Genomic DNA, 17543 nt, shown 5'->3' with positions numbered 1-17543 from the left:
GGACCGGTGGGACGTTACGTACTGCGACGGCTGTTGCAGTTGATCCCAGTTTTCATCGGCACCACATTCCTCATCTACGCGATGGTGTGGGCCGTCCCGGGTGATCCGTTCGCCGGCAAGTGCGGTGAGCGGCCCTGCCCGGACTCGTACATCAAGGAGATGACGCAGCAGTTCAACCTGGACGACCCGCTCGTCGTGCAGTACTTCAAGTACCTCGGGCAGCTGTTCAGCGGGGACTTCGGCGAGACCTACAACGGCGTCCAGATCTCCCAGCTGATCGCCAACGCCTACCCGACCACCGTGCGGCTGGCCCTGGTGGCGCTGGTCATCGAGGCCGTCATCGGCGTCCTGGCCGGCATCGTGACCGGTCTGCGCGGCAAGGGCTTCCTGGACAGCCTGGTGCTGGTCTCCACGCTCTTCCTGATCTCGCTGCCGGTGTTCGTCACCGGGTTCGTGCTGAAGGTGTGGCTGGGCACCGAGCTCGATCTGATCAAGACATCGGTCGGGTCCGATCCCACGTTCGGCGAACTGCTCGTACCCGGCTTCGTGCTGGGCAGCCTCTCGATGGCCTACGTGGCGCGGCTGACCAGGACGAGCATGATGGAGAACAAGCGCGCCGACTACGTGCGCACGGCTCACGCGAAGGGCCTGGGACCGCGCCGCGTCGTCGGCGTGCACCTGCTGCGGAACTCGATGATCCCGGTCATCACCTTCCTCGGCACCGACCTGGGCGCGCTCATGGGCGGGGCCATCGTCACCGAAGGCGTGTTCAACATCCGGGGCATCGGCGGGCTGGTCTACAAGGCCATCCTCACCAAGGAGGGCATGACCGTCACCGGCATCGTCACGCTGCTGGTGCTGGTGTACCTGCTGATGAACCTCCTGGTGGACATCCTGTACGCGGTCCTGGACCCGAGGATTCGATATGACTGAACCGACTGCCACTGTCGTCACCACCACGCAATCCGGGACCGACCCGATGGCGGCCCACGAGATCAGGCCCGAGAAGCCGCGCGGCCTGTGGGCCGACGCCTGGCGCGACCTGCGGCGCAGGCCGATGTTCCTGGCCTCCTCGGCGATCATCTTCGTGCTGCTGCTGATGGTCGCCTTCCCGCAGCTGTTCACCTCGGCCGATCCGAACAACGCGATCCTGGCCAACGCCCGGCAGGGCCCGTCCGCGGACGCCTGGTTCGGTTACGACGTGCAGGGCCGGGACATCTACGCGCGCGCCATCTACGGCGCCCGCGCGTCCGTCGCCGTCGGCCTGCTCGCCACCCTGGGCACGGTGCTGATCGGGTCCGTCGTCGGGATCATCGGCGGCTACTACGGCGGCTGGCTGGACAACCTGCTGTCCCGGTTCTCCGAGATCTTCCTCGGGCTGCCGTTCGTGCTCGGCGCCATCGTCATCCTCACCACCTTCAACCAGCCCGGTGACATCCCCAGCGGAACCCGGGTGATCCTGCAGGTGGTGGGCTCGATCGCGGCGCTGTCCTGGCCGATCGCGATGCGCATCATGCGGTCCGCGGCGATCTCGGCGAAGCAGCAGGACTACGTGAAGGCGGCGCGGGCCCTGGGCGCGACGCCGTCGCGGATCATCCTGCGGCACATGCTGCCGAACTGCCTCGCGCCGGTGCTGGTGTACGCGACGATCGCGCTCGGCGGGTTCATCGGTGCCGAGGCCACGCTGTCCTACCTGGGCCTCGGGCTGAAGTACCCGGTGGTGTCCTGGGGCGTGATGATCGCGGACTCCCGCGACTACATCGAGACCGCCCCGCACCTGCTGCTGTTCCCCGCCGGGTTCCTGGTGGTCACCGTGCTGGCGTTCGTGATGCTCGGTGACGCTGTCCGCGACGCGCTCGACCCGAAGCAGAAGTAGGAGGACCGCTGTGTCCGACAAGGACGAGAAGGCAGGGCGGCTGCTCGACGTCGAGGACCTGCACGTGGAGTTCCGCACCCGCGACGGCGTCGCGAAGGTGCTCAACGGCGTCAGCTACCACGTCGACCCGGGCGAGACGCTGGCCGTGCTGGGCGAATCCGGCTCCGGCAAGAGCGTCACCGCGCAGACCGTGATGGGCATCCTGGACACCCCGCCGGGCTTCGTCACCGGCGGCGCCATCCGCTACGAGGGCGAAGACCTGCTCACCGCCACCGACGCGCGTCGTCGCGAGCTCCGCGGCGACTCGATGGCGATGATCTTCCAGGACGCGCTGTCGGCGCTGAACCCCGTGTTCACCGTCGGCTTCCAGATCGCCGAGCAGCTGCGGCTGCGCCGCGGCATGTCCCGCAAGGACGCCACCGCCCGCGCCGTGGAACTGCTGGACCTGGTGAAGATCCCGAACGCGAAGCAGCGCGTGAAGGAGTACCCGCACCAGTTCTCCGGCGGCATGCGGCAGCGGGCGATGATCGCGATGTCCCTGGCGCTGGACCCGAAGCTGCTCATCGCCGACGAACCGACCACCGCGCTGGACGTGACGGTGCAGGCCCAGATCATGGACCTGCTCGACGAGCTGCGCCGCGAGCGGGGGATGGGGCTGATCCTCATCACCCACGACCTCGGCGTGGTCGCGGAGGTCGCCGACCGGATCGTGGTGATGTACGCGGGCCGCATCGTCGAGTCCGCCGACGCCTACAGCCTCTACGCGCGGCCCGGGCACCCGTACACCGAGGGGCTGATGCGGTCGATCCCGCGCCTGGACCTGAAGGGCCAGGACCTGGACACGATCAAGGGCCTGCCGCCGAACCTGATGAAGATCCCCAGCGGCTGCCCGTTCCACCCGCGCTGCCCCCGCGCCCAGGACCGCTGCCAGGAGCAGATCCCCGAGCAGCACCTGCTCGGGGACGGCCGGACCAGCGCCTGCCACTTCGCCGAGGAGCTGATGACCAGTGAGTGAGCCGATCCTCGAAGTGCGGGACCTGGTCAAGCACTTCCCGATCAACCGCGGCATCGTCTTCCAGCGCACCATCGGGCAGGTCCGCGCCGTGGACGGCGTCTCGTTCGACCTGAACAAGGGCGAGACGCTCGGCATCGTCGGCGAATCCGGCTGCGGCAAGTCCACGCTGGCGCAGGTGCTGATGCGGCTGGAGCCGCCGACCAGCGGCACCGCCACCTTCGAGGGCCGCGACATGTTCAGCATGCGCGGCGCCGAGCTGCGCAAGCTGCGCCGCGACATGCAGATCGTGCTGCAGGACCCGTACACGTCGCTGAACCCGCGCCGCACCGTCGGCGACATCATCGGCGAACCCTTCGAGATCCACCCGGAGGTGGCGCCGAAGGGCGACCGGCAGCGCAAGGTGCAGGAACTGCTGGAGGTGGTGGGGCTCAACCCCGAGCACCTGCAGCGCTACCCGCACCAGTTCTCCGGCGGCCAGCGGCAGCGCATCGGCATCGCCCGGGCGCTGGCGCTGAAGCCGAAGGTGATCGTCTGCGACGAGCCGGTGTCGGCGCTGGACGTGTCGATCCAGGCGCAGGTGATGAACCTGCTCGGCGAGCTGCAGCAGGAGTTCGGCCTCTCGTACGTGTTCATCGCCCACGACCTGGGCGTGGTGCGGCACCTGTCGGACCGGGTAGGCGTGATGTACCTGGGCAAGATGGTGGAGATCGGCACCGACGAGCAGATCTACGAGCACCCGCAGCACCCGTACACGCAGGCGCTGCTGTCCTCGGTCCCGGTTCCGGACCCGACGTTGCGCGGCAAGCGCGAGGTCATCCGGCTGACCGGCGACGTGCCGAGCCCGGCGAACCCGCCGTCGGGCTGCCGGTTCCGCACCCGGTGCTGGAAGGCGCAGGACATCTGCGCGGAGAGCGTCCCGGAGCTGGAGGTGCGGCTGGGCGAGCACCCGGCGGCCTGCCACTTCGCGGAGGAGCGGCCGCACGTGGTCGCCTGATCAGCGCCGACGCGCGCCCCGTCCGGTTCCCGGGCGGGGCGCGCTCGCGTCTCACCCGGCGAGCAGGCCCACCCCGCCGTAGGCGTTCGCCTGCCCCGCCTCGCCGAAGCTGATCTGCGAATCGGGGCGCCACAGCGGCGAGAGCACCAGGCCCGGATCGGCCAGCGCGTACCCGTCGAACAGGCTCAGCACGCTCTCCCGGTCCCGCCACAGCACCGGCGTCGGTGTCCGCGCCATCACCTCGTGCGCCACCCGGACCTGCTCGTCGGTGGCCGACACCTGCGAGATGTGCGAGATCGCGAGCCAGCTGCCCGGGGCGCTCGCCTCCCGGTAGCTGGCCACCAGCCGGTGCACCTCCGCGTCGTCCGGCACGAACGGCAGGATCGCGATCGCCAGCACCGCGATCGGACGGGAGAAGTCGAGCATCCCGGCCACCCCGGGCGCGGTGAGCACGCTCTGCGGATCCCGCACGTCGGCCTGGGTGATCGTCACGTTCGCCTGCCCGGTGAGCATCCGCTGCGCGTGCGCCACCGCCACCGGTTCGTGGTCGACGTAGGCGACCCGGACGGACGGGTCGATGCGGTGCGCGATCTCGTGCACGTTGCCGACGGTGGGGATGCCGGAGCCGAGGTCGAGGAACTGGTCGACGCCCTCCGACAGCAGGAACCGCACGGCTCTGCCGAGGAACGCCCGGTTCGCCCGCGCGTAGACCGCCGACTGCGGCAGCACCGCCAGCGCGTCGTCGGCCGCCTTGCGGTCGATCGCGAAGTGCGCCGAACCGCCCAGGTAGTAGTCGTACATGCGGGCCGAGTTCGGGCGATCGGTGTCGGGCACCGAGGGCATGGCCCGGAACAGGTCGTACTCGTTCGCGCCCATGCCGTTGATGTTGCAACAAGGAATCGAAGTCGACCAAGCCCGTTCCGGCGCCGAAGTGCAGAACCCCAGGTGCGCTGACCGGTTCTCGCCAGGATCGGGGGAGTGCGCAACCGAATCGGGCCGCTGCAATTCGTCACGAATCCGCACGCGCGGTGATCGGCCATTCCTGGAATGCGCGCCCCGGGGTCCGCGGTCGTGCGCACCGCGGACCCCGGAACCGCCGCTAGCCGCCCTGGCGGATGAATTCGGCCAGGTCGGCGGACTGCTGCACCCGGGACGGCTCGTGCACGTACATCATGTGGCCCGCCGGGTAGTAGCGGACGTCGATGTTGGCGCGCAGCTCCTCCGGAATGGGCAGCCGGGCCAGCACGTGCTCCGCCGCGTAATACGGCGTGGCGCCGTCGGTGTAGCCGGCGGCGACGTGCACCCGCAGGTGCGGATTGGTGCGCATCGCCGCACCGAGCTTGTCGACGACCGAAACCGAGGAACCCTCGAACTCCTTGTACGACCACGGCTGCACCCGGTTGCTCAGCAACGCGTACGGCAGGTCGTTGGCGTAGTCGAGTTCCTGGCGCAGGTAGTGGTTGATGGCCGCGGAATAGGCGCCGATGATGCCGGAGACGCTCGGGTCGTCCGTCATCCGCTCGCCCACCGCGTCCGGTTCCCAGCCGACGAAGCGCCCGTCCATCCGGCCCACGGTGCGGCGTTCGGAGCGCAGCAGTTCGGTGAAGAACCGCAGGTGCTCGATCCGCAGGTTCGCCCGGTCCACGTAGTCCTCGGACAGGCCGGTGAGCTCGGCGGTGCGCCGGATGACGTCGGCGCGCTCGAACGCGGGCAGCCGCGCGCCGCGGGACAGCGCCCATGCGTAGTCCCCGGAGGCGAACTTCTCCGCCTCCTCCAGCACCTCGGGCAGCGGCCGGTCGCCGTGCTTGCCGTGGTGGTGCGCGATCGCCGCGTACGTCGGCAGGTACAGCACGTGCGGCAGGTCGTTGCCCTCGGTGAACCGGATGGTGCCCATGTCCAGCACCGACGAGATCAGCAGCAGCCCGTTCAGGTACAGCCCGTGCTTGTCCTGGAGGTGCTCGGCCAGCGCCGCGGCCCGCAGCGTGCCGTAGGACTCGCCCGCCAGGTACTTCGGCGACATCCAGCGCCCGTTCCGCGAGGTCCACAGCCGGATGACCTCGCCGACGGACTCGATGTCCCGCTGGTAGCCGTGGAAGTCCGCGGGCTCACCGCCGTTGACGGCCCGCGAGTACCCGGTGGAGACCGGGTCGATGAACACCAGGTCGCTCTCCGCCAGCAGCGTCTCCGGGTTGTCGGCGAGCCCGTACGGCGGGGCGGCCAGCGCACCGGTGTCCCCGGACAGCACCCGCCGCGGCCCCAGCACCCCCAGGTGCAGCCACACGCTCGCGGAGCCGGGGCCGCCGTTGAAGGCGAACGTCACCGGGCGCGGTTCGGTGCTGTCGACGACGTACGAGGTCAGGTGCACCTCGGCCTTCGCCTTCAGCCCGTCGAACTTGCCGTCGGTGATGACCTCCTCGCGCAGCACGATGCGGCCGGTGGTCGCGGTGTAGGACAGCTCACCGCCGGCCGCGGTGATCGTGTGGTGCGTGCTGACCAGGTCGTCGGTCGGGTCGGCCGGGGCCGTCGTCGTTTCCTGCCCGGCTTCGCCGGTGCTCGTTTCGGTGGCTGCCATGACCGAACTCTACGTGCCGGAACCCGCGCGGCGGCGAGGTTTCTGCCACCGTGGAGGGGTGATCTCCGAGCTGGTGGACGACCCCGTCATCGATCCCGCCGCCGCGGCCCGCGCCGCGCGTGAGCTGGGCGTGCTGGACGAGCGGATCGCGCGCTGCACCGCCTGCCCCCGGTTGGTGGAGTGGCGGGAGCAGGTGGCGCGGGAGAAGCGGGCGGCGTTCCGCGACCAGACCTACTGGGGCCGGCCGGTGCCCGGTTTCGGCCCGGCGGACGCGGCGATCGCGATCGTCGGCCTCGCCCCGGCCGCGCACGGCGCGAACCGGACCGGCCGGATGTTCACCGGCGATCGGTCCGGGGACGTGCTCTACCAGGCCATGCACGACGTGGGGCTGGCCTCGCAGCCGCACGCGCGCGGACTCGGGGACGGGCTGGTGCTGCACCGCACCCGGATCACCTCACCGGTCCGGTGCGCCCCGCCCGCGAACAAACCGACCCCGGGTGAGCGGGACACCTGCCGGCCGTGGCTGGCCCGCGAACTCGTGCTGCTGCGGGACACCGTGCGGGTGGTGCTGGTGCTGGGCGGTTTCGGCTGGCAGGCGGTGCTGCCGGTGCTGCGCGACGCGGCCTGGGAGGTCCCGTCGCCGCGGCCGAAGTTCGGGCACGGGTCGGCGGTGGTGCTGCCCGCGACGGACGGCGGCGCGGACCTGAACCTGCTCGGCTGCTACCACGTCAGCCAGCAGAACACCTTCACCGGAACGCTCACCCCGGAGATGCTGCGCGACGTGCTGCACCGCGCCCGCGAGCTCGCCGGGATCTGACGTCGCTCCGCCGCCCTCATCGAACGTCGCGGAGCGCCGCGGCGAACTCCGGGTGTGGCGCGTCGACCACGATGGTCGCGCCGTCCTCCGCCGTCCGGGCACCGCTGATCCGCGGCAGCGACCCGAACACGAACGGCAACACCGAAGCGAGGGCGGTTAGGCGGCGAAGATCGTCCGGATCTCGCAGCGGACGCCGCGAACGCGGGACAGCCTGCGGTCTCCGGTCAGCAGTGGACATCCCAACTGCTCTGCGGCGGCGACGTACGCGGCGTCGTAAGCGGTGACGTTGCCGCGCAGCTCCCACATGCGGGGCAGGAGCCGGGTGGGATCGACCTGGTCCAGCGCCATGTCGACCAGAGCGGTCGTGGCATCTTCAGCGCGCTCGATGGTGATCTTCTGTCCCAGCAGCCGCCCCCGGATCACTGACATGACCTCGATGTGGATGTGCGCAGGTGCCGCCCAGTGGTCGTCGGCGGCCAGCGCTGACCGAGCCCGACGTCCTGACGGGCCGTCGTCGAGCAGGGCGTCGGCCAGCGCTGATGCGTCCACGACCAGCACTAGCCGTCACCGCTCTCGTCGAGTCCACGTTCGTCGCGCAGGCCACGGAGTTCGTCGGCGGTGTCGTCCGCCGCGACCGTGCTCCCGTCGGACCGGCCGGAGAAACGGGCGAGGAGAGCCCGGTTCTCCGAGCGGCGCGCCTCGGCTTCGACCAAGGACAGCAAGTACGCCTGGAGCGACTGTCCTTGCGCGCGCGCTCTGTCGACCAACGTGTCGCGCACGGCCTCAGGCACATCGCGAATCTGCAAGGCAACCATGCATGCATATTACATGCAATTCGTGGACCAGGGGGTACCCGATGGGGTGATCGGGAGTTTTGTCGCTGGGTCGATGTTGCTACCCGAGGTAGCATCGAATCGTGACGGTGAACAAGGCGCGCGGGAATGAGGCGGGTCCGCCCGATCTCGAGGGGCGGCGGTTGCCCGAGTTCGCGGATCGGTTGGCGGAACTGGTGGGGCGGTACCGCCCGGCCGAGGCGCCGCTCGGAGCCGTCGACGTCGTGCAACCCGCGGCGTCCGGGGAGATCCGGTCGGCGGGACGGGCGCGCAAGGTGAGCGTGTCGATCCCGGAAGACCTGACGGCGGCGGTGCAGCAGCGGGTCGGGCGCGGCGCGTTCAGCCAGTACGTGACCGATGCCGTGGCGCGGCAGCTGGAGCTGGACCTGCTGGGCGAGCTCGCCGACCTGCTCGAACGCGAACACGGACCGGTGCCCGCTGCGGCGCTGGAGGAAGCGAGGTGTGCATGGCCCGACCACGAATAGCCGCGGGCGGCACGCTCCTGCTCGACGCCGCCGCCGTGCGCGAGCTCGCGGCCGGTGGCGCCCGAGTTCGCGCGCACGTCGAGATCGCCCGCGCGCGCCGGGCGCAGGTAGTGATCACCGCGGTGACGCTCGCCGAAGCGATGCTCGGTTCCGGTGCCGACCCGGAGCTCTCGGCGGTGCTCGATCGGATCAAGGTCCTCCCGGTGCGTCCGGAGGACGCCCGCCTCGGCGGGAAGTGCACCACCGGTGGCGCGGCGGGTCACCGGTTCAACTCCACAGTGGACGCGATCGTCGCGGTGGCGGCTTCGGGGCTCGCTCGTCCGGTCGTGCTGCTCGCCGCCGACCCGGTCGGCATGCGGCACCTGCTGTCGGAACTCGGGACTCCGGCAGCAGGCGACGACGAGCGAGCCCCCGCGGATCCCGGCGGCGACCTCGGCCCGACCGTCGATTCCCCCGCGTGCGAGGAGATCGCGCCTCGCGCGGCCGGGCGGCGGGGCATCGCGGTCGTGCAGGTGTGAGGTCGCGGTGGCACCGCGCGGCTCGGGTCGATGTGGCGAATCCGTTGCGCCGTACCGGTTCAGCGTCCGTGAGCACCGGTTTCTTGATCGGAGCCCGCGGTCCCGATGCCGCCGCCGCGCCCTGCCGGAATCGGGAATCCGCAGCGCAGTACCTGGTCAGCACGGGTGGACGCCGATCCGGCGCCGAACTCCTCGGAATGCGGAAGATGCTGCGGCGTGGTGGCTTTCCGGCCGGAAAAGTCGGTAGGGTGGCCGTCAATCCGGCTCCCCCGCGCTGCGGAGTGCGCATACCGAGCGCAGCCGTCCGCGCACAGCGCGTAGATCGTGATCACCACCACGCGCGACTGGCGTCACATTAGGGGGGGTCTGCGGACCGTGCCCCCGCCCAGTGGTGCGACCATATCGGCATGGCTGGTAAATCCGAACCCACCCGGATTCTCATCCTCGGCGGCGGCTATGTCGGCATGTACACGGCGCTTCAGCTTCAGTCCAAGCTGGGACGTCGCGAAGCCTCCGTCACCGTGGTCGATCCTCAGCCGCACATGACCTACCAGCCCTTCCTACCGGAAGCGGCAGCGGGCTCGGTCGAGCCTCGCCACGTGGTAGCGCCACTGCGACGAGTCCTGAAGCGGTGCCATGTGATCACCGCCAGTGTCACCGAGATCAAGCACGCCGACCAGGTCGTGCAGATCGAGAACCCGCAGACGGGTCCCGAAGAGCTCCCCTACGACGTGCTCGTGGTGGCGCTGGGCTCCGTGTCCCGACTCCTGCCCATCCCCGGCCTGGCGGAACAAGGCATCAGCCTCAAGACCGTCGGTGAAGCCATCTACCTGCGCAACCACGTGCTGGCGAAGATGGACGCGGCGGCCAACACCTCCGACGAGGAGCTGCGCAAGCGGCTGCTCACCTTCACCTTCGTCGGTGGCGGCTTCGCCGGAGCCGAGGCGCTGGCGGAGCTGGAGGACATGGCCCGTTACGCCACCCGCTACTACGAGTCCATCTCGCCGGAGGACATGCGGTGGGTCCTCGTCGAGGCCGCCGGGCGCGTGATGCCCGAGGTCAGCGAGAAGATGGGCGTCTACGTCGTCAAGGCGTTGGAAGAGCGCGGGATCCAGGTCTACCTGAACACCTTCCTGAAGTCGGTGGAGAACGGGCACGCCGTGCTCTCCGACGGGACCGAGTTCGACACCGACACGCTGGTGTGGAACGCGGGCGTCAAGGCCAACCCGGTGCTGAAGAACTCCGACCTGCCGCTCGACGAGCGCGGCCGGATCAAGGCCACCTCGCACCTCCAGGTCGAAGGCCTGCCGAACGTGTGGGCCGCCGGTGACTGCTCGGCGGTGCCGGACCTCTCGAAGGCCGACACCGACCCGAACGCGACCTGCGCGCCGTCCGCGCAGCACGCGGTGCGCCAGGCCAACCAGCTCGGCAAGAACCTGCTGGCGTCGCTCCGTGGCAAGTCCACCAAGGAGTACCGCCACGCCTACGCCGGCTCGGTCGCGGGCCTCGGGCTCTACAAGGGCGTCGCCGACGTCTACGGGTTCAAGGCCAAGGGCTTCGTCGCGTGGTTCATGCACCGCACGTACCACGTGAGCCGGATGCCCACCTTCAACCGCAAGATGCGGATCGTCATCGACTGGACGCTGGCGTTCCTGTTCAAGCGGGAAGCCGTGTCGATGGGTCAGATCCAGAATCCGAAGGCCGACTTCGAGCGGGCCGCGGCAAGCTGACCGCACTCCGGGTGATCACCGCGTGCTTCATGAGCACGCGGTGATTCGCGTACGAGTGGGGGCTGCTCCGTGCAGGCGATCGGGTGACCCGCTACCCTTGACGATGAGTAGCGGGTAATCGAAGACTGTCGGGGCGTCGTCACTCGAAAGGATGCCTCAGTTGGGGAAGGGGTGAATCCTTTGACTCTCCAGGAACTTGCGGCTCTGCTGCGCAGCGACGAAGTGCAGGACGGCCCGCTCGCCGATTTCGCGGCCGAGTACCAGGCCGCTTCCGAGGTGTTCCGCAAGAAGGACGACTGACCGAGCGCAGCACCGGCCGGACCACCGAGCGCCGGTGATGGCGGCATCGCAGGAGGACCGGGGTTATGACCGAGGGGGCGGCGGACGACTTCGCGCACCCGTTCGGCCCCACGACCGGTCCCGCGGCCGCTGATTTCCGCCCCGGGCCACTGCTGCTGCAGGGGCAGGATTACTTCTTCCGCTCCGCCGACACCAGCCTCGACTTCCAGGAGCGCGTGCACCGCGCGGACCTGGTCGACGACGGGGACGGCGATCCGATCCCGTGCGTGCTCGTCCTCGCGCGGGCCGCGGACATGGAGATGAACGAGCTCTCCCTCGCGCTGGCGGAGCGCAACATCCGGATGGTGCGCATCGACGCCGACCGGTGCGTCGACGTCGCCCTCACGGTCTACACCGACACCCCGCTGGTCGAGCTCGAGCGCTGGCTGCTGCGACCGATCATGGTGTGGCGGCGGCACTTCGACATCACCGCGTTGCCCGTGGACCCGACGACCGTCCACGGCGCCTACGTCCGCGAGCAGTGGCGCGCGGTGTCCGGCTGGTTGTCCGGCCGCGCCGACTGGGAGCAGATCAACCCGGTGCGCTCCAGCGCCCACCTGGACCGGCTCACCCAGCTGCGGGACGCGGCTTCGTTCGGCTTCCGGGTACCGCGCACCGCGGTGACCACCCTGCCGGGCCGGAACCGCCCGGGCGGCGGCCGCTGCATCGTCAAGACCGCGGGCCACCACATGCTCGAACCGGAACCGGGCGCGCTGCGGGGGCTCTTCCCCCGGCCGCTGGACATCCGGCACTCCGCGGAAGCGCGCGAGCCCGCCCCGGTGCTGGTGCAGCAGTACGTCGGCTCCGAGCACGAGATCCGCGCGTTCGTCGTGGGCGACGAGGTCATCGGCTACCGGGTGGACAAGCTCGACCCGGCGCAGCTGTGGGTCGACCCGGACTCGGTGGCCGTGGAACGGGTCGAGCTGCCCGCAGGCCTGGCGACCCGGCTGCTGGCGCTGTGCCGCTTCTGGCGGTTGCACGTGGCGGCGTTCGACCTGCTCGCCACGGACTCCGATCACGTGTTCCTGGAGGTCAACGTGAACTGCGACTGGCGCTGGTTCGAGCACCGGGCGCAGGACGACGCGGTCTCCACCGCCGTGCACCGCTGGGTCGCCGAGCGCTACGAGCACCTCGTGGCGACTACCTCGGCGCCGAGGTGGGACTGATGGGGGCGGGCCGCGACCGCCGCCGATCGCCGCGCACCGGGGGGAGCGGCTTGCTCTGGTCGGCGGCTTCCGATCGGGGGGAACCGGAGGCAGAGTCGGTGCGTCCGAACCGGCGGTGGCGATCGGCCCAGCACCGATCGGCGCCGTTACCGCTCAGCCCGCGCTCTAGGACCTCCTCGAACGCGCGCTGAGACCGAGCCCCCGTAGCCCAACTGGCAGAGGCAGACGACTTAAACTCGTCCGAGTGTCGGTTCGATCCCGACCGGGGGCACCACCACGCGACGGCCGGTCCGCGGACCACGCAGCGAGGCCGGCTGGACTGCGAAGCAGCGCCGCAGCGATGGCAGCGCGCCGAGCGGATGCGGCAGCGACTGCCCGTGATGAGACCACCCCATCGGGCGACATCCCACGAACCTTGCGCCGCCTCCCCGGACCCGGCTCGGCGCCGATTCGCCCTCGACGGAACCTCCGGCCCGACAGCCGCCCGGACTGCCCGGAAGAGCCCTCCGCCGCCGGTGACAACCCTGGTCCGGTGCGGGAGCGGACACCGGCGAAGGCCGGTCGAGGACTTCTCGGGCACGCGAAATTCCCCGACCACCGTGAGTGGCCGGGGTGATTCCGCGTACTCTCGTGATCGCTCGGCGGTTGTCGATTCCGGTGCGGTGCGCCGACCCGGAATCCGCGTGCTGTCGACGAAAGCCAAGTGGTGCGGTGTGCCGCTGACGAAACCCCCAGTCACCTCAGCGGCACACCTACCGCCACTCGGCTGCTGTCCGGACCGTTCGGTCGGTTCGCGCGCATCGACCGTCCGTGGCCCGTTCGGCGCAGCCCGTGTCAGAGCATGGCAGGCGACGGAGCGGATGTGTGGCGGCCCGCGTCCGGAGCGTGGGGAAGTACCTGCTCAACGGCGGGTACCGGATTTTCCGGTCCGGATCCGGACCGGAGGAGGACGGGGATGACGGACCGGAAAGCGGGGGCTTCGGCGACGGGCACCGGGATGCGGGCGCTGTTCGCGGAACGGTTCGCCCTGCTGTACGTGACCGCGGGCGACCCCCCGCTGAAGCGGGTGGCCGACGCGGTCGAGCGCGCCCGGCGGCTCGACGAGCGCGGCAGGCCGATCCGATCCACCGCCCAGCGGATCAGCGACTGGCGCCGCGGACGCAACGTGCCCGCCCGGTTCGCCGCGCTCTCCGTGGTGCTCGAGATCCTCATCGGCGAAGCGCGCAAGCACCAGCCGCAGCCTCCGGTGGAGGGACTCTACGACGTGTCCGCGTGGCGGGCCCGTTGGGAAGAAGCACTCGCCAGCCCGCTCAGCACGCCCGACCCGGCCCCCGCCACCGAGAAGGGCGATGCGGACGAAGCCGAGACGGCCCCGCCCGCGGACGGCGGGCTCTGCCCGTACCGCGGACTCGCCGCGTTCGGCCAGGACGAATCCGGCTGGTTCTTCGGGCGGGAACGCGCCACCACCACGCTGGTGGAACGCCTCGCCGCCGCGGCCGACGAGGGCGGCATCACCATGCTCGTCGGTGCCTCCGGGGCGGGGAAGTCCTCGCTGCTGGGCGCGGGTCTGCTCCCGGCGCTCACCGGCGGCGCGCTCGCCGAGCAGGGCTCCTCGACGTGGCCGGTTCGCACCACGACGCCGGGAGAGGACCCGCTCCGAGCTCTCACCGAACTGATCCCCGAGCTCAACGAGGTGCTGGCCAACGCCGACCGCCACGGCGCCGAACCGGACGGCCCGGTCCGCTGCCCGGAGGGTTCGGACGATCAGGACTCCGACGCCGCGAACGCACCGGTCCCGGACTCACCCGCCGCGGGCGGACGAGCCTTCGACGCGCCCGTCCCCGACCCGTCCGCGGACTTCCGCTTCGCCGAGCAGGTCCGGGACGCCGTCGCCGGGCACGTCCGCCGCGCCGCCGGCGACGGGGCGCGCTTGGTTCTGGTCGTGGACCAGTTCGAGGAAGCGTTCACCATGTGCCGGGACGAGCACCGGCGGGCGCTGTTCGTGCAGGTGCTGAACGCTTGCTGCACGACCGGATTCGCGGGCGGCACCCCGCCCGGGCTGGTGGTGCTCGGGCTGCGGGCGGACTTCTACGCGCGGTGCCTCGACTTCCCGGAACTCGCCGAAGCCCTCCAGCACCGGCAGATGGTGCTGGGCGCGATGACCGTCACCGAGCTGCGCAAGGCCATCACCGGCCCGGCGAAGGCCACCGGCCTGCAGATCGAACCGGGTCTGGTGGACGTGCTGCTGCGCGACCTCGGGGTCAGCGTCGGCCGGGCGTACGGCAAACCGTCCCAACGGGCCTACGACGCCGGTGCGCTGCCGCTGCTGTCACACGCGCTGCTGGTCACCTGGCAGCGCAGGCAATCGGGGAAGCTCACCATCGCCGGGTACCGCGCGGCGGGCGGCATCCAGGGCGCGGTGGCGGCCACCGCGGAACGGGCGTGGGCCGAACTCGCCGAAGGCGGGCAGACCGCCGCGCGGCAGGTGCTGCTGCGGCTGGTGCACGTCGGCGAGGACACCCAGGACACCCGCAGGCGCGCCACCTACACCGAGATCGTCGAGCACGCCGAACACCGCGACGCCGCGGCCCGCGCGCTGAACGTGCTCACGACCGCGCGGCTGGTGACCTTGGACTCCGACTGCGCCGAGATCAGCCACGAGGCCCTGCTGTACGCGTGGCCGCGGCTGCGCAGCTGGATCGACCAGGACCGCGCGGGCAACCTCGCCCGGCAACGGCTGGAACGGGACGCCGAATCGTGGCGCCAGGAAGGCCGGGACACCTCGCTGCTCTACCGCGGGGCACGGCTGGAAACGGCCCAGCACTGGGCGGACCAGGTCGGCTCGGCCGAACTGGCGCCGATCAGCCACGAGTTCCTGCACGCCTCGATGCGGCACCGGCGGCGGGCGGGCTGGTTCCGGCGCGGCACGGCGGCCGCCGTGTGCGTGTTCGCCGCAGTCGCCGCCGTGGCCGCCGTGCTGGCGGTGCGGGAACGCGACGACGCCGAGTTCCGGCAGGTGCTCGCGCAGGCCGATCGGTTGCAGGCCGGTGACCCCTCCGCCGCGGCGAAGCTGAACCTGGTGGCCGAGCGGCTGCGCCCGGACGACCAGGGCGTGTACACGCGGCTGCTGTCCACCCAGAACTCGCCGCTGAGCATGCCGGTGCGCGGGCACAAGGGGCCGGTGTACCTGACCACGTTCAGCCCGGACGGCCGCACCCTCGCCACCGCCAGCTACGACGAGACCGTGCGGCTGTGGGACGTCTCCGACCGGATGCACCCGAAACAACTGGGCGCACCGCTGACCGGGTTCGGCAGCTGGGTCACCTCGGCCGTGTTCAGCCCGGACGGGCGGACCCTGGCCGCCGCGGGCGACGACCACCTGGTCCGGCTGTACGACGTGTCCGATCCGGCCCGCCCGAAGTCGCTGGGGCCGCCGATCGGCGGCACCGACGGCACCATCTACCTGCTGGCCTTCAGCCCCGACGGCCGAACGCTGGCCACCGCCAACGAGGACCGGACGGCTCGGCTGTGGAACGTGACCGACCCGGCCCGGCCGGTGCCGTGGGGAGAGCCGCTGACCGGGCACTTCGCGCAGGTCCGCACCCTGGCGTTCACCCCGGACGGACGGACCTTGGCGACCAGCGGCGATGACCGGACCGTCCGGCTGTGGGACGTGGCGGACCCGGCTCGGCCGACGCCGCTGGGCCAGCCGCTGACCGGGCACACCGGGGGCATGCACACGGTGGCGTTCAGCCCGGACGGTCGGACGCTCGCCTCCGGCAGCTCGGACAAGACGATCCGGCTGTGGGACGTGCACGACCCGGCCCACGCCGTGCAGCTCGGGCCCGCGCTCATCGGGCACAACGCCCCGGTGTGGTCGGTCAAGTTCAGCCCCGACGGCCGCACGCTGGCCTCGGGCAGCGCCGACAGCTCGGCGCTGCTGTGGAACGTGACCGACCCGGCGAACGCGACCAGGCTGGGGCAGAGCCTCAGCTCGGGCAGCAGCACCGTGTTCGCGGTGGGGTTCAGCCCGGACGGCGGCACCTTGGCGACCGGAGCGGACGACGGCACGGTACGGCTCTGGTCGCTGCCGGAGCGGATCCTGTCCGGGCACACCGCGCGCGTGAACACCGCGCTGTTCAGCCCGGACGGGCGGACGTTGATCACCGCGGGGGACGACCACACCATGCGGGTGTGGGACGTCTCCACCCGGGTGCCGCGCCAGGTGGCCGGCCCGTTGGACGTCTACGACGGTCCGGTCGGTTCGGTGTACGCGGCGGCGTTCAGCCCGGACGGGCGCATCCTGGCCACCGGCGGCGGCTCCGGCACGGTGCGGTTGTGGGACATGCAGGACCGGTCGGCCCCGAAACCGCTCGCCGGGTCGTTCAAGGTCGACACCCGCTACGCGGGCGAGGTGTCGTTCAGCCCGGACGGCAGGACCTTGGTGACCTGCGACGACGACCACAGCGTGCAGCTGTGGGACGTCAGCGACCCCACCGTGCCGGTGCGGCTGGGGGCGCCGCTCACCGGGCATCGCGGCTACATCAACCAGGCGAGCTTCAGCCCGGACGGCCGCGTGCTGGCGACGGCGAGCAGCGACGGCACCGTCCGGTTGTGGGACGTCACCGACCGCGGGCACCCGGAACTGCTGGGGAAACCGCTGAACACGGGGGACACGGAGACCTACACGGCGAGTTTCAGCCCGGACGGGAACACGATCGCCACCGCGGGCCAGGACAAGGCGATCCGGCTGTGGGACGTGTCCGACCCGGCGGCGCCCCGGTTGCTCGGGAACCCGCTGATCGGGCACACCCAGATCGTCAAGACCGCGGTGTTCAGCCCGGACGGCCGGACGCTGGCCACCGCGGGCGAAGACCGCACCGTCCGGTTGTGGGACGTGTCGGATCCGCAGCGGGCGGTGCCGATCGGCAACAGCGTCGCCGAGCACCAGGCCGCGGTGAACACGGTGTCGTTCAGCCCGGACGGCCGGACCTTCGCCACCTCCAGCGGCGACAACACCGCGCAGCTGTGGGACCTGGACGAGCAGTACGCCATCGACCGCATCTGCGCCACGACCCGCGGGGTGCTGCCGCGCGAGCAGTGGGAGCAGACGATCCCGCAGACCGCGTACTCGCCGCCCTGCGAGTGACCTCCCGCGAGCATCAGCGAGTGACCCGCCCGGGGTGACCGCCCCGCGG

Annotated in this window: 14 protein-coding genes and 1 tRNA gene; 11 read left to right on the top strand and 4 right to left on the bottom strand. The window is 71.0% G+C overall.

The window, feature by feature from the left end; translation table 11 throughout:
- Positions 1-6: 6 nt before the first annotated feature.
- The 4 genes from AC29IT_RS23150 to AC29IT_RS23135 are packed head-to-tail and all read left to right on the top strand — an operon-like array spanning position 7 to position 3885.
- Entirely contained in the window at positions 7-933 is a 927-nt protein-coding gene (locus AC29IT_RS23150) for an ABC transporter permease (RefSeq protein WP_358441908.1), read from the top strand.
- Positions 934-979: 46 nt separating this feature from the next.
- A complete protein-coding gene (locus AC29IT_RS23145; protein ID WP_358441942.1) occupies positions 980-1876 on the top strand; it encodes an ABC transporter permease in 897 nt (298 codons plus the stop codon).
- A gap of 10 nt (positions 1877-1886) precedes the next feature.
- Positions 1887-2891: an ABC transporter ATP-binding protein gene (locus AC29IT_RS23140; RefSeq protein ID WP_358441906.1), complete on the top strand. Its 1005-nt coding sequence runs from the start codon at positions 1887-1889 to the stop codon at positions 2889-2891.
- Positions 2884-3885, top strand: a complete 1002-nt coding sequence (locus AC29IT_RS23135) for an ABC transporter ATP-binding protein (RefSeq protein WP_358441903.1) — start codon at positions 2884-2886, stop codon at positions 3883-3885. The genes AC29IT_RS23140 and AC29IT_RS23135 overlap by 8 nt, the downstream gene beginning before the upstream one ends.
- A gap of 51 nt (positions 3886-3936) precedes the next feature.
- On the opposite strand, the gene AC29IT_RS23130 is transcribed toward AC29IT_RS23135, so the two are convergent.
- Complete coding sequence (locus AC29IT_RS23130; RefSeq protein ID WP_488220093.1) at positions 3937-4761, bottom strand: SAM-dependent methyltransferase; 825 nt, start codon at positions 4759-4761, stop codon at positions 3937-3939.
- A gap of 223 nt (positions 4762-4984) precedes the next feature.
- On the bottom strand, positions 4985-6457 hold the full coding sequence (locus AC29IT_RS23125; protein WP_358441897.1) for a S10 family peptidase: 1473 nt from the start codon (positions 6455-6457) through the stop codon (positions 4985-4987).
- Here AC29IT_RS23125 and AC29IT_RS23120 point away from each other — a divergent pair.
- Positions 6456-7274: a uracil-DNA glycosylase gene (locus AC29IT_RS23120; RefSeq protein WP_488220092.1), complete on the top strand. Its 819-nt coding sequence runs from the start codon at positions 6456-6458 to the stop codon at positions 7272-7274. The two genes, AC29IT_RS23125 and AC29IT_RS23120, sit on opposite strands and share 2 nt — an antisense overlap.
- 156 nt (positions 7275-7430) lie before the next feature.
- On the opposite strand, the gene AC29IT_RS23115 is transcribed toward AC29IT_RS23120, so the two are convergent.
- Both AC29IT_RS23115 and AC29IT_RS23110 read right to left on the bottom strand, forming a co-directional pair.
- Positions 7431-7832 carry a type II toxin-antitoxin system VapC family toxin gene (locus tag AC29IT_RS23115; protein WP_488220091.1) on the bottom strand — a complete coding sequence of 134 codons (402 nt, stop codon included), beginning with the start codon at positions 7830-7832 and terminating at the stop codon, positions 7431-7433.
- Positions 7832-8089, bottom strand: coding sequence for a hypothetical protein (locus tag AC29IT_RS23110; RefSeq protein WP_488220090.1), 258 nt, complete (start codon positions 8087-8089; stop codon positions 7832-7834). The genes AC29IT_RS23115 and AC29IT_RS23110 overlap by 1 nt, the downstream gene beginning before the upstream one ends.
- 101 nt (positions 8090-8190) lie before the next feature.
- Here AC29IT_RS23110 and AC29IT_RS23105 point away from each other — a divergent pair, with 101 nt between their 5' ends.
- From AC29IT_RS23105 to AC29IT_RS23080, 6 genes are all read left to right on the top strand, one after another.
- Positions 8191-8592 carry a hypothetical protein gene (locus AC29IT_RS23105; protein WP_488220089.1) on the top strand — a complete coding sequence of 134 codons (402 nt, stop codon included), beginning with the start codon at positions 8191-8193 and terminating at the stop codon, positions 8590-8592.
- A complete protein-coding gene (locus AC29IT_RS23100; protein WP_488220088.1) occupies positions 8574-9110 on the top strand; it encodes a hypothetical protein in 537 nt (178 codons plus the stop codon). Before AC29IT_RS23105 ends, AC29IT_RS23100 begins: the two co-directional genes overlap by 19 nt.
- A 407-nt stretch (positions 9111-9517) precedes the next feature.
- A complete protein-coding gene (locus AC29IT_RS23095; protein ID WP_358441881.1) occupies positions 9518-10840 on the top strand; it encodes an NAD(P)/FAD-dependent oxidoreductase in 1323 nt (440 codons plus the stop codon).
- A gap of 365 nt (positions 10841-11205) precedes the next feature.
- Positions 11206-12345: an ATP-grasp domain-containing protein gene (locus tag AC29IT_RS23090; protein ID WP_358441878.1), complete on the top strand. Its 1140-nt coding sequence runs from the start codon at positions 11206-11208 to the stop codon at positions 12343-12345.
- A 197-nt stretch (positions 12346-12542) separates the two neighbouring features.
- A tRNA-Leu gene (locus AC29IT_RS23085) sits at positions 12543-12619 on the top strand.
- A gap of 681 nt (positions 12620-13300) precedes the next feature.
- Positions 13301-17494: an nSTAND1 domain-containing NTPase gene (locus tag AC29IT_RS23080; RefSeq protein WP_488220087.1), complete on the top strand. Its 4194-nt coding sequence runs from the start codon at positions 13301-13303 to the stop codon at positions 17492-17494.
- Positions 17495-17543 lie beyond the last annotated feature (49 nt).

Source organism: Saccharopolyspora sp. MMCC62, from assembly GCF_057736575.1.
The sequence above is the reverse complement of the archived record's forward strand: the minus strand, read 5'-3'. Positions and strand labels throughout refer to the sequence as shown.

Bases quoted from the DNA above. Each gene is read 5' to 3' on its own strand.
- AC29IT_RS23145 (WP_358441942.1), top strand. From the start codon at position 980: ATGGCGGCCCACGAGATCAGGCCCGAGAAGCCGCGCGGCCTGTGGGCC.
- AC29IT_RS23130 (WP_488220093.1), bottom strand. From the start codon at position 4,761: ATGGGCGCGAACGAGTACGACCTGTTCCGGGCCATGCCCTCGGTGCCC.
- AC29IT_RS23120 (WP_488220092.1), top strand. From the start codon at position 6,456: ATGACCGAACTCTACGTGCCGGAACCCGCGCGGCGGCGAGGTTTCTGC.
- AC29IT_RS23125 (WP_358441897.1), bottom strand. From the start codon at position 6,457: ATGGCAGCCACCGAAACGAGCACCGGCGAAGCCGGGCAGGAAACGACG.
- AC29IT_RS23110 (WP_488220090.1), bottom strand. From the start codon at position 8,089: ATGGTTGCCTTGCAGATTCGCGATGTGCCTGAGGCCGTGCGCGACACG.
- AC29IT_RS23100 (WP_488220088.1), top strand. From the start codon at position 8,574: ATGGCCCGACCACGAATAGCCGCGGGCGGCACGCTCCTGCTCGACGCC.
- AC29IT_RS23095 (WP_358441881.1), top strand. From the start codon at position 9,518: ATGGCTGGTAAATCCGAACCCACCCGGATTCTCATCCTCGGCGGCGGC.
- AC29IT_RS23090 (WP_358441878.1), top strand. From the start codon at position 11,206: ATGACCGAGGGGGCGGCGGACGACTTCGCGCACCCGTTCGGCCCCACG.
- AC29IT_RS23080 (WP_488220087.1), top strand. From the start codon at position 13,301: ATGACGGACCGGAAAGCGGGGGCTTCGGCGACGGGCACCGGGATGCGG.